Source organism: Duganella sp. GW821-FHT07G03, from assembly GCF_059418605.1.
On sequence record NZ_JBWKQE010000001.1, the window covers coordinates 49,724 to 61,282 of the forward strand.

Sequence of the window (11,559 nt, forward strand, 5' to 3'; positions counted from 1 at the left end):
GTGTATTGCAAAATCACTGTTCATTGCCGAAAAATAATTCGCCGCCGCGGGTGTAGGATGTAGCCTGAGCCACAGACAAGGAAGACCGCATGGGTCGCGATCAACATGAAACCCGCGCCTGGGTCCGCATGCCGTCGGAGCGCCGGCTGGACCTACTCGACCCCACGCCGTTCGACTGGGAAGACAGCGACCTGGCGCTGGGCCTGGCGCGCACTTATCGCTGGGGCGGACATTCGGCGTGGCCGCTGCCGCTGTCGGTGGCGCAGCATTCGCTGACGGTGATGCATTTGCGCGCGGCCGCGTGTACGGCGGTCGGGCTGGCGTTGCCGCCACTGGCCGCGCTGCGTGAACTGCTGCACGACGCGGAGGAAGGCTTGCTGGGATTCGATTGCGTCTCCCCGCTGAAGCCCTTTCTGGGCGACGGCTTCAAGGCGCTGACGGTGCGGCTGGAACGCGCGGTGTTCCTGCGCTACGGCCTGCAGCACTGGACGCCGAAGGAACACGCCGCCCACAAGATGGCTGACCGGCTGGCGGCGGCCAGCGAAGCGGTGCATGTCGTGGGATGGTCCGCGAAGGAAGTGCTGCACACGCTGAAGATCGCGGTACCGCCGTTGAACGACGACCCGCTGCAGGCCATCTACGGCGGCACCGCGTGGGAGCCGTGGCCGCCGGCCATCGCGAGCGAGCGCTTCCTGGTGGAGCTGGATCGGCTGAAAGCCCTCAGTGCCTGATACTTACGGACGATGCCGCGCACTCGGCAACGACGCTATACTGCTGCGTAACTTGACGTGGAGATTTCATGACGACACCCGAAAACGAACTGGCCAACAACGCCAAACTGACGACGCTGGCGCGCGCCTTGCGCGACTTGCACAAGCAGCTGATCCATGTGGAGACACAGTATTTCGGTGCGGTCGGTAGTCCGCTGGAGCATTTGCAGTTGGTGACGAATCATCCGCATTTCGCCTGGCTGCAAAAGCTGTCGGGCTTGATGGCGCAGATGGATGAGCGGCTCGATGAGCCCGAACCGGTCACCGTTGCCGAAGCCGGCGCCTACCGCAAGGCGATCGAGTCGCTGATCGGCCCGTCCGAAAACGGCGACGCCGAGTTCCGCGCCAAATACAACGCCTTGCTGCACGACGGCACCGAGATCGTCATGGCACACGGCGCCGTGCGCAAGGTGCTGGCCGGGATCACCGCCTGACCCACGCCGATGCACTTCCTGAAGAAACGCCGCTAAGCCGCCGTATTTAAAGCCCTTTTCTTAGATATCCACACCAACTGTGGATAAGGTTGTGAATAACCGCCTCTTGACAGCCGAGAACGCCTTTAACGGCGCGGGATTCAACAAAATGCCTAATCCACAGGCAGATTTATTACCCTATTAAATCAATGACTTACATCATGTAAAATTCAGGCTTCAAAGGTTTTCCGGTCCGCTTGAAAAATATTTTTTTGTGCATAAGTAGGCCGGGAGACACGCCGGCGCACGCCTGCCGGGGAATCCTTTGACAAAAGTGCTAGCAAGGAATAGTGTCACTCTGAAGGTCCGCAATTCCCTTCTTCGACTTATCGCGGGATTGATGCATGAATCAGAATGACGACGACACCGATTGGATGATAGAGGACGAAACGCCGCCGGTCAGCCAGCCGCAGCCAGGAAAACCTGGTGCCGCGCCGGCGCCGGCCCCGTGGAAGGTGCTGATCGTGGACGACGATGTCGATGTCCACGTGGTCACCAAATTCTCATTGAGCAATGTCTGCTTCCAGGGACGGCGGCTGAGCTTCCTGCACGCCTACAGCGGCGAGGAAGCCCTGACGACGCTGCGCACCACGCCCGACATCGCGCTGGTGCTGCTGGACGTCATCATGGAAACCAGCGATGCCGGCCTGAACGTGGCCCGCCACATCCGCGACACCCTGCACAACAAGCTGGTGCGCATCGTGCTGCGCACCGGCCAGCCGGGACAGGCGCTGGAACACAGCATCATCCTCGACTACGACATCAACGATTTCTGGTGCAAGACCGACCTCACCACGCGCAAGCTGTTCACCACGGTGATTTCGTCGCTGCGCGCCTATTCCGGACTGGAGCAGGCGCACCGGCAGATACAGGCGCTGCAACAGGAACTGGACCAAGCGAAAACGGTGCTGGCCGCGGTGGACCAGCACGCGGCCATGCTGACGCTGGACGCGCGCGGCAAGATTATCGCGGTCAACGATAAATTCTGCGCGGTGTTCCAGTACAGCCGCGAGGAACTGCAAGGCGCCGATCCGCGCCTGCTGCACGCCCCGCCCTATCCGCCGGACCAGCTGGCCGACGCCCTGAAGGCGCTGAAGGAAGGCGAAGCCTGGACCGACGTGGTCAGCGCCTGGCGCCGCGACGGCCAGGAAGTACGGCTGCGCGCCACCGTGACGGCCACCGCCGACATCCCGCCGCGCTACATCGTCGTCGCCAGCGTCCTGCAAGCACTCAAACGCCCGCTATAAGGCCGTAAGTCGCGGATTGTTATAGCACTTTTCAGGATATCCACAGACGCTGTGGATATCTATGTGGATATCACCCCATTGACACCGCAGGGAGGCTTTACCTATGCGGTTTTCAACAAACTGCCCATCCAAAAGGCAAAATTAAACCCCTTACAAATCAAACACTTAGCGCACCGCATATTGTGACAAGAAAATATTTTGAAAATAATTCTTGTCAACATGGTTTGTGCATAAGTAAACGCGGCACCACTCTGTGCGGCCGTCTCAATGAGGGGATTTTCGGCGCTGTTCGGGGTGTAATAACACCCGTTCAATCACTTGCGGATCAACGTTGTGGGATTTCATGTATTCGATCGCGCAGACGGTATTAAAGCTGGACTGCACCTGAATGCCCCGGTTGACCGCGGCACTGCATTGCTCATCACTGCGTTGCTGTAATAGCGAAACGTTCATCATGATCCTTAGCAAGAATTGAAGGGGTGGACTTTGATCTGCGGCATGCTAAAGGAGTATGGGCGACCCTAGACCAAAGTCAATGTCAGCTTCCTATCAATTCCGATTTAAACCGCGGCATGCGCCTGAGTTCATAGACATGCGGCAATACCGGCGCGATAATGGTGCATGCCTATCGACCCGCCCCGCCTCCGCCCCGCCTCGCTACTTGATCTATTCATCTCCTTCACCATTTTGGCGCTTCAGGGTTTTGGCGGCGTACTGGCCGTCGTGCAACGTGAATTGGTCGAACGCAAGCGCTGGCTGACCCAGGAAGAGTTTATCGAGGAATGGGCGGTCGCCCAGATCATGCCCGGCCCCAACGTGGTCAACCTGGCGCTGATGATCGGCAACCGCTACTTCGGCCTGCGCGGCGGACTGGTCGCGCTGGCCGGCATGCTCACCGTGCCGCTGCTGGTGGTGCTGGTGCTGGCCGTGCTGCACTCCCATTATGCGCACCACCCCGGCGTGGCTGGCGCGCTGCGCGGCATGGCGGCAGTGTCGGCAGGCATGATCGCCGCCACCGGCCTCAAGCTGGCCTCCGCACTCAACAAGCATCCCTTGCCGATGTGGCTGACCGCCGCCATCGCCCTGCTGTGCGTGGTGTTCGTGGTGCTGCTGCACCTGCCGCTCGCTTACACCCTGCTGATTTTGGGCAGCATCGGCGTCACGCTCACCCATCGCAAGCTCAAGGGACATCAGCCATGAACGACGCCCCGCTGCACCTAGTGCTGAGCCTGGGGGACTGGATCAACCTGTTCGCCCATTACATGCTGTTGTCGTTGATGTCGATCGGCGGTGCGATTTCCACCACCTCCGAGATGCACCGCTTCCTGGTCGAGGAACATCACTGGCTGACGCAATCGCAGTTCAACGACTCGATCGCCATCGCCCAGGCGGCGCCGGGACCGAACGTGCTGTTTGTGGCGCTGATGGGCTGGAACGTGGGCCTGAACGCGGGCAGCTACACGGCGGCGATGGCCGGCGTGCTGGTGACGATGGTGGGCATCATGGTGCCGAGCACCACCCTGACCTACCTGGCGGCGCGCTGGGGCCACCAGAACCGCGAACTGCTGGGCGTGCGCGCCTTCAAGCAAGGCATGGCGCCGGTGGTGGTCGGGCTGATGGTGTCGGTGGGGATCATACTCGGCAGCGCGCATCACAGCTGGACCGCCGATTGGCCCTTGTGGACCTTGTCGGTGGCGGCAGGCCTGGTGATCTGGCGCACCCGCATCCACTTGCTGTGGATCTTGGCCGGCGGCGCCTTGCTGGGATGGTTCCAGCTGGTGTGACGCCGCCAGGCTTGCTGCAATTAGTCCTTGATCGCTTCGACCGAGAACGTCAGGGTCACGTCGTCGCCGACGTTAGGTGCGTATTTGCCAGCGTTGAACTCGGTGCGCTTGATGGTGGCGGTGGCGTTGGCGCCGCAGGCCAGCTTCTTCATCATCGGGTGATCCATGCACTGGAAATGGGTCACGGTCAGCGTTACCGGCTTGGTGATGCCCTTGATCGTCAGGTTGCCTTCGATGGTAGACGGCACGTCGCCCTTGAAGTTGAACTTGGTCGACTTGTAGGTGATGGTCGGGAACTTGCCGGTGTCCAGGAAGTCTTCGCCCTGGATGTGGCCGTCGAACAGCTTGGAACCGGTGTCCACCGATTTGGTATCGATCACGGCTTCAACCGAACCGGTCTTGGCGGCGCGGTCCAGCACGATCTTGGCGGTCGTGTTGTTGAAGCGGCTTTGCTGCAGCGAGTAGCCGAAGTGGCTGTATTCGAAACGGGCAAAGGTGTGATTCGCGTCGGAGGTGAAGCTTTCCGGCGCGGCGAAGGCGGACATCGAGATACCAGCGGCAACCAGCAGGGCAAAGATTTTTTTCATTAGTAAGACTCCAGGATGTGGAAACAAGAGATAAAGACTCGACCCGGCCGCTACTTGCCGCCCGGCGCATGTCCTTCGAGTGAACCGATTATGCTCGTCACACCGGATGTTGTAAAACGAAAAATTTACCGCCTTACTATCGATAAAATCGATCATAACGGCTAAACAGCATCTCAAGCCGCGGCAGCGACGGCCGCCGGATGCTGCAGGATGCGGCTCAGCAGCCGCTGTTCCAGCGCCGCAAACGCCGCGCTGCCGCGCGCGCGCGGACGCGGCAAGTCCACCTTCAAGTCCAGTGTGATGCGGCCCGCCTCGATCAACACCACGCGGTCGGCCAGGGCCAGCGCCTCCTGCACGTCGCGCGTGACCAGCACGGCGGTGAAGCCGCGGGTCTGCCACAGCGCTTCGATCAGCTGCTGCATCTCGATGCGGGTCAAAGCATCGAGTGCGCCCAGTGGCTCGTCCAGCAGCAGCAACTGCGGCTCGTGCAGCAAGGCGCGCGCCAGCGCCACCCGTTGCCGCTGCCCGCCCGACAACTCAGCCGGCCAATCGTCGGCGCGGTCGGCCAGGCCCACGGTAGCCAGTGTGGCCGCCGCCGCGTTCAGGGAATGCGGCATGCCGATCGCCACATTCTCCAGCACCGACTTCCACGGCAGCAGGCGCGCCTCCTGGAACATGATGCGGATGCTGGCGGCGATGCTGCCGGCGCCGACGGCGATGCTGCCGGCATCGGCGTGGTCCAGGCCCGCGATGGCGCGCAGCAGCGTGCTTTTGCCGCAGCCGCTGCGGCCAACCACAGCGACGAATTCGCCGGCGCGCAGTTCCAGCCGCACGTCGCTCAGCACCGGGCGGGCACCGAACGATTTGCTCACGCCGTCCAGCGCCAGTGATACGCCCTGCCGCCGCACGGGCGTGGGTGCGGCCGGCCGATGGTTCAAGGAATGGCTGATGTCAAATAGTGCGGTCGAAATATACATACGGTTTCCTTCATTAACGGTAAGCGGGATTCCAGCGCAGGAAGTGCTTCTCCATCCCGCGCGACAGCAGGTCGGCCAACTTGCCCAGCAGGGCGTACAGCAGGATGCCCACCAGGACCACGTCCGTTTGCGGGAATTCGCGGGCGTTCATGGTCATGTGGCCGATGCCCGCCTGGGCTGAAAAGGTTTCGGCCACGATCAGCAGCACCCACACCAGGCCTAGCGAAAAGCGCACGCCCACCAGGATCGACGGCAGCGCCGCCGGCAGGATCACGTCGCGGTACAACGGCCAGCCGGACAAGCCATAGCTGCGCGCCATCTCGATCAAGCCCTGGTCGGCGGAGCGGATGCCGTGGAAGGTGTTCAGGTACACGGGGAAGAACACGCCCACCGCCAACAGCAACAGCTTGGCCGCTTCCTCGATGCCGAACCACAGGATCAGCAGCGGGATCAACGCCAGCGCCGGGATGTTGCGCACCATTTGCAGCGTGGTGTCGAGCAGCGTTTCGGCGCGGCGCACGCTGCCGGTCAACAGGCCAAGCAGCAGCCCTGCTCCGGCGCCTGGCGCAAAGCCGCTGGCGGCGCGCCACAGGCTGGCGCGCAGGTGCAGCCACAATTCTCCGGAGACGGCCAAGGTCCAGAAGGCCCTGGCCACCGCCCACGGCTGCGGCAGAATGCGGCTGGACAGCCAGCCCAGTTGCGACGCGGCCTGCCAGCTTGCGATCAGCAGCACCGGCAGTATCCACCGATGCGCGGTCAGCCCCGGACGGATGGCGCGTTTCTGTTCGAGTTTCATGGTTTCCCTTTTTGCAGATCCGTGGCAACCAGATTAATTCCGCAGCAATGAAATCAAAACGAATAGTTTTACGTTTTGATATGCACTTTCGTCTTTATAATTTTTAGGCATATAGAAAGCGGAATAACTTCGTTTGCCGCATGAGCGGCTGATGCGATACTTCGCGCACCGGTACCTTACAACCGGCACCAACCCCTATTTCTGATGACTACACCACTGATTCGCATCGATCATGCGAGTAAAACCTTTGCGCTGCCCGACGGCGGCACGTTCCACGCAGTACGCGACGTTACCCTGGAAGTGAACCAAGGCGATATCTTCGGCCTGATCGGCAAAAGCGGCGCCGGAAAATCGACCTTGCTGCGCCTGTTTAACCTGCTGGAGCAGCCCGACAGCGGCGGCGTATTTGTCGACGGCCGCGAATTGACCGCGCTGTCCAAGCGCGACCTGCGCGACGCCCGCCGCAATATCGGCATGATTTTCCAGCAATTCAACCTGCTGCAAAACGCCACGGTGTTCGACAACGTCGCCTTCCCGCTGCGCATCCACGGCGGCATGACGCCGGCGCAGATCACCGCCCGCGTCAACGATTGCCTGGAGCTGGTGGAGTTGAGCGGCAAGACGGCCAGCTATCCGGCGCAGCTGTCGGGCGGGCAGAAACAGCGCGTCGCCATCGCCCGCGCGCTGGCCAGCGGCCCGGCCGTGCTGCTGTGCGACGAACCGACTTCCGCACTGGACGCCGAGACCACGCGCGCGCTGCTCGCCACGCTGCGCGACATCAATCGCCGCCTGAACGTGACCATCGTGATCGTCAGCCATGAGCTGTCGGTGCTGGGCGAGATCTGCAACCGCGTGGCCGTGATCGAAGACGGCGCGATCGCCGAACAGTTCGCGCTGGACGCCGCCGCCAGCGTGGCCGAACCGCGCAAGACCGCCCTGGGCCGGGAGCTGGCGCAGCACGGCGCCGCCAGCGCGCTCGCCAACATCAACAACGCCAACACGGAGGCAGCCTATGTCTGAATACCTTGCCTCGCTCGACGCCATCCTCGCCATGCTGCCGGAGATGTGGACCGCCCTCGGTCAAACGCTGACCATGCTCGGCATCGGCCTGACCGCCGCGGTGCTGATCGGCGGCCCGCTCGGCATCCTGCTGTTCCTGGTGGCCGACGGACAATCGCTGCAAAACCGCCCGGCGTCCCTGATACTGGGCTGGTTCGTGAACACGGTGCGCTCGTTCCCGTTCATCATTTTGCTGGTGGCGCTGGTGCCGTTCACGCGCATCATCGCCGGCACCTCGATCGGGCCGTTGGCTGCCGCCGTGCCGCTGTCCTTCGCCGCCATCCCCTACTTTGCCCGCATGGTCGAACAGAACCTGCGTGAAGTGCCACGCGGCGTGATCGAAGCGGCCCACGCGATGGGCGCCTCGGAAATGCAGATCGTCTTGCGCGTGCTGCTGGTGGAGGCCCGTTCCGGCCTGGTGCTGGCGCTGACCGTGCTGTCGATCAGCTTCCTGTCCTACTCCGCAGTGGCCGGCGTGGTGGGCGGCGGCGGCATCGGCGACCTCGCCATCCGCTACGGCTACTACCGCTTCGAGACCGACATCATGGTCGCCACCGTCGCCATCCTGATCGCCATGGTGCAGCTGATCCAGTTCACCGGCAACCGCATCGCCAAACGCCTCGACAAACGCTAATTAAGGGAATCAACATGAACGCACCTCGCCGCAACCTGCTGCTCGCAGCACTGACCATCGCCCTCGGCATCGCCGCGCCAAGCTACGCCAAGGACCCGAAGGAAATCGTGATCGGCACCAGCGCCGGCCCGTATGCGGACCAGATCAAGCTGGGCATCAAGCCTATCCTGGAAAAGCAGGGTTACAAGATCAAGCTGGTGGAGTTCAACGATTACATCCAGCCAAACTTCGCGCTGGCGGAAGGCTCGCTGGACGCCAACGTGTTCCAGCACATCGTCTACCTGAATGAATTCGCGGCCAAGAACAAGCTGCCGCTGGCGGACCTGGTGAAGATCCCGACCGCGCCGATCGCCATCTACAGCAAGAAGCACAAGACGCTGGCCGAGGTGAAGGAAGGCGGCACCGTCGCCATGCCCAACGATCCGACCAACCAGGCGCGCGCGCTGGTGCTGCTGGATCAACTGGGCTGGATCAAGCTGCGCGACAAGTTCGACCCGGTGAAGGCGTCGGAGAAGGACATCGCCGTCAACGTCAAGAAAATCAAGTTGATCTCGCTGGACGCCGCGCAGCTGCCGCGCTCCTTGCAGGACACCGACTACTCCTTCGTCAACGGTAACTACGCGCTGGCCTCGGGCATGAAGTTGAAAGAGGCGCTGCTGACCGAGAAGATCTCGTCCAACTACATCAACCTGGTGGCGATCCGCAGCGCCGACAAGGACAAGCAGTTCGCCAAGGACCTCGCGGCGGCCTACCGTTCGCGCGAGTTCCTGGCCGTGACCAACAAATACTTCCCCGACTACGCGAAGACCGAAGACCAGCTGGCGCTCGAAGCTAGCGGCGCGGCCAAGCCGGGCAAGTAACGCCGTCAGTCCAGATCGGAAGCAGCGTGCCGCTCAAGCACCTGCTCTTCCGGTTCGCCGAAGGTCCGATTGACCTTGCGGCCACGGATCACAGCCGGCCTCGCAGCGATATCGTCGGCCCAGCGGCGGACGTTTTTATACTCGTGCACCGACAGGAATTCGCCGGCGCCGTAGATCTTTCCCAGTACCAGTACGCCATACCACGGCCAGATCGCCATGTCGGCGATGGTGTAGTCATCGCCCGCGACGTAGCGGTGATCGGCCAACTGGCGATCGAGCACGTCGAGCTGACGTTTGACTTCCATCGCATAGCGGTTGATCGGATACTCCAGCTTTTCCGGCGCGTAGGCGTAGAAATGGCCGAAGCCTCCACCCAGGAACGGCGCGGAACCCATTTGCCAGAACAGCCAATTCAGCGTCTCGGTGCGCGCCGCCAGGTCCTTCGGCAGGAAGGCGCCGAACTTCTCCGCCAGGTACACCAGGATCGAACCGGATTCGAACACCCGCAACGGCTGCGCACCGCTGCGGTCGACCAGCGCCGGTATCTTCGAGTTGGGATTGATGTCGACGAAGCCGCTGGAAAACTGCTCGCCGTCGTTGATGCGTATGAGCCACGCATCGTATTCAGCACCGCTATGCCCGGCGGCCAACAGCTCTTCCAACAAAATCGTCACCTTCACGCCGTTCGGCGTGCCCAGCGAATAGAGCTGCAAGGGATGCTGCCCGACCGGCAGTTCCTTGTCATGCGTGGGGCCCGCAACCGGGCGGTTAATGCTCGCAAAAGTGCCGCCGGATGGCGCTTCGGCCACCCAGACTTTCGGCGGTACGTACTTCGATTGATCCGTCATTCATCTCTCCTAAAACGTGAACTCTTCACGAAGCAAACCAAAGACATGTACATCGATGGCCGCGCCATGAAGAATTTCCGACTGCCGGAGGGTTCCCTCCAGCGTAAAACCCAGGCGCTCCGCCACCCGCCGACTGGCAAGGTTCCCGGTCGCGCATTGAAGCTCGATCCGGTTCAAGCCGAAACGCCCGAAACCATATCCGATCACGGACAACACCGAAGAGGTCACGATTCCCCTTCCCTGATAAGCGCTGCCAATGAAGTAGGCGATGGCGGCGCTCTGGTTGGCAACGTCGATGTCCTTCAGCCGCACCGCGCCGCATAAGGCGCCGTCCAGGAAGATATGCCACTCCAGCACATCGCCTTCCGCAAGGGCACGCTCCGCTCTCTCGAGGTGCGCGACAGCGCCTGCTTCTGATGCCAGTCCTGCGACCATCGGAATAAACTCCCGGAAGTGATCGACGTTCTCCCGCACCAGCGATGAGAGCGAGGCCGCATCGGCTTGGGTGACAGGAACAAGCCGCACGCCACCCGGTAGGCTAAAGACTGCATCTTCCAAATGAATACCTGTTCCCGAAGTATGACCGATCTAGTCGTTGCGCATCTGCGCCTGCGACACATTGCTCCCGGCCGGCACGCTTTGCGTGAGCCACACATTGCCGCCGATGGTCGAGCCGGCGCCGATGGTGATGCGGCCCAGGATGGTCGCGCCGGCGTAGATTACCACGTCATCCTCCACTACCGGGTGACGCGGCACGCCCTTGATCAACGTGCCCTGTTCGTCCGCCGGAAAACGCTTTGCGCCCAAGGTTACGTGCTGGTACAGGCGCACGCGTTGGCCGATGATCGCCGTCTCGCCGATCACCACGCCGGTGCCGTGATCGATGAAGAAGCTGCCGCCGATCTGCGCGCCGGGATGGATGTCGATCCCGGTCAGCGAATGGCCGATATCCGAAATCAGCCGCGCCAGGAACGGCGAACCCAGTCGATGCAGGCTGTGCGCCAGCCGGTAGTACAGGATGGCGATGGTGCCCGGATAGCACAGCATGATCTCGGCCACCGAGGTCGCCGCCGGATCGCCGGAGAACGCCGCCTGCACGTCGGACACCAGCAACCCGCGTATGCCCGGCAAGCCCGCAGCGAATTCGCGCGTGATGGCGTGCGCCTGGCGGGTCAGCGCTTCTTCGTCTGGCGTGGCGTCCTCCAGCGAAAACTGCAGGCCGCGCCGGACCTGCTCTGTCAGGCGGTTCAAGGTGGTGTTGAGGGTGTCGCCGACGAAGTAGTCGATGCTCTCGTCGGTCAGGTTGGGCCGGCCGTAATGTGTGGGGAACAGCACCGCCGACAGGCCGTTGACGATGATCGTCAGCGCCTCGCGCGACGGCAGCTCGCGCACCTTGCCGTGATGGCGGATGTTGTGCGTGGCCTCGCGCGACACGCGCAGCTGCTCGACCACATGGTCCAGGTTCCAGTGCGACGGCTTGACGCCGGTTCCATCAAAAGTATCGATAGTCATAATGTCTCGAAT

15 protein-coding genes are annotated in these 11,559 nt (G+C 62.1%); 8 read left to right on the forward strand and 7 right to left on the reverse strand.

All coding sequences use genetic code 11. The features are described 5' to 3' along the window. The first annotated feature begins 89 nt into the window (after positions 1-89). From AC07OK_RS00190 to AC07OK_RS00200, 3 genes are all read left to right on the forward strand, one after another. The gene (locus AC07OK_RS00190) at positions 90-731 is read left to right on the forward strand and encodes a phosphohydrolase (RefSeq protein WP_494688400.1); all 642 of its coding nucleotides are present in this window, start codon (positions 90-92) and stop codon (positions 729-731) included. 68 nt (positions 732-799) lie between these two features. Then, on the forward strand, positions 800-1,204 hold the full coding sequence (locus tag AC07OK_RS00195; protein ID WP_494688401.1) for a hypothetical protein: 405 nt from the start codon (positions 800-802) through the stop codon (positions 1,202-1,204). 383 nt (positions 1,205-1,587) lie between these two features. Then, positions 1,588-2,490, forward strand: a complete 903-nt coding sequence (locus AC07OK_RS00200) for a PAS domain S-box protein (RefSeq protein WP_494688402.1) — start codon at positions 1,588-1,590, stop codon at positions 2,488-2,490. Between the two features lie 264 nt (positions 2,491-2,754). On the opposite strand, the gene AC07OK_RS00205 is transcribed toward AC07OK_RS00200, so the two are convergent. Further along, entirely contained in the window at positions 2,755-2,946 is a 192-nt protein-coding gene (locus tag AC07OK_RS00205; RefSeq protein ID WP_229211323.1) for a hypothetical protein, read from the reverse strand. A gap of 165 nt (positions 2,947-3,111) precedes the next feature. On the opposite strand from AC07OK_RS00205, the gene AC07OK_RS00210 reads away from it, so the two are divergent. Beyond that, positions 3,112-3,690: a chromate transporter gene (locus tag AC07OK_RS00210; protein WP_494688403.1), complete on the forward strand. Its 579-nt coding sequence runs from the start codon at positions 3,112-3,114 to the stop codon at positions 3,688-3,690. After that, complete coding sequence (locus AC07OK_RS00215) at positions 3,687-4,274, forward strand: chromate transporter (protein WP_494688404.1); 588 nt, start codon at positions 3,687-3,689, stop codon at positions 4,272-4,274. The genes AC07OK_RS00210 and AC07OK_RS00215 overlap by 4 nt, the downstream gene beginning before the upstream one ends. Positions 4,275-4,294: 20 nt before the next feature. Here AC07OK_RS00215 and AC07OK_RS00220 read toward each other — a convergent pair whose 3' ends face one another. The 3 genes from AC07OK_RS00220 to ssuC all read right to left on the reverse strand — a co-directional run bounded on the left by AC07OK_RS00220 (position 4,295) and on the right by ssuC (position 6,634). Beyond that, positions 4,295-4,861: a YceI family protein gene (locus AC07OK_RS00220; protein ID WP_217940371.1), complete on the reverse strand. Its 567-nt coding sequence runs from the start codon at positions 4,859-4,861 to the stop codon at positions 4,295-4,297. A gap of 173 nt (positions 4,862-5,034) precedes the next feature. After that, positions 5,035-5,838 carry an ATP-binding cassette domain-containing protein gene (locus AC07OK_RS00225; protein WP_494688405.1) on the reverse strand — a complete coding sequence of 268 codons (804 nt, stop codon included), beginning with the start codon at positions 5,836-5,838 and terminating at the stop codon, positions 5,035-5,037. Between the two features lie 13 nt (positions 5,839-5,851). Beyond that, positions 5,852-6,634, reverse strand: coding sequence for an aliphatic sulfonate ABC transporter permease SsuC (gene ssuC, locus AC07OK_RS00230; protein WP_494688406.1), 783 nt, complete (start codon positions 6,632-6,634; stop codon positions 5,852-5,854). A 204-nt stretch (positions 6,635-6,838) separates the two neighbouring features. On the opposite strand from ssuC, the gene AC07OK_RS00235 reads away from it, so the two are divergent. From AC07OK_RS00235 to AC07OK_RS00245, 3 genes are read left to right on the forward strand one after another with little or no spacing between them, the layout of a single operon-like run. Further along, positions 6,839-7,654 carry a methionine ABC transporter ATP-binding protein gene (locus tag AC07OK_RS00235; protein WP_494688407.1) on the forward strand — a complete coding sequence of 272 codons (816 nt, stop codon included), beginning with the start codon at positions 6,839-6,841 and terminating at the stop codon, positions 7,652-7,654. Further along, complete coding sequence (locus tag AC07OK_RS00240; protein WP_494688408.1) at positions 7,647-8,327, forward strand: methionine ABC transporter permease; 681 nt, start codon at positions 7,647-7,649, stop codon at positions 8,325-8,327. Before AC07OK_RS00235 ends, AC07OK_RS00240 begins: the two co-directional genes overlap by 8 nt. Positions 8,328-8,341: 14 nt before the next feature. Then, complete coding sequence (locus AC07OK_RS00245; protein WP_494688409.1) at positions 8,342-9,187, forward strand: MetQ/NlpA family ABC transporter substrate-binding protein; 846 nt, start codon at positions 8,342-8,344, stop codon at positions 9,185-9,187. A 5-nt stretch (positions 9,188-9,192) separates the two neighbouring features. Here AC07OK_RS00245 and yghU read toward each other — a convergent pair whose 3' ends face one another. From yghU to epsC, 3 genes are read right to left on the reverse strand one after another with little or no spacing between them, the layout of a single operon-like run. Continuing rightward, positions 9,193-10,035 (reverse strand): glutathione-dependent disulfide-bond oxidoreductase, encoded by an 843-nt coding sequence (yghU, locus tag AC07OK_RS00250; RefSeq protein WP_494688410.1) that lies wholly within the window; start codon positions 10,033-10,035, stop codon positions 9,193-9,195. 9 nt (positions 10,036-10,044) lie between these two features. After that, a complete protein-coding gene (locus tag AC07OK_RS00255) occupies positions 10,045-10,593 on the reverse strand; it encodes a GNAT family N-acetyltransferase (protein ID WP_494688411.1) in 549 nt (182 codons plus the stop codon). Positions 10,594-10,623: 30 nt separating this feature from the next. Next, the gene (gene epsC / locus AC07OK_RS00260) at positions 10,624-11,547 is read right to left on the reverse strand and encodes a serine O-acetyltransferase EpsC (protein WP_494688412.1); all 924 of its coding nucleotides are present in this window, start codon (positions 11,545-11,547) and stop codon (positions 10,624-10,626) included. Positions 11,548-11,559: the final 12 nt, after the last annotated feature.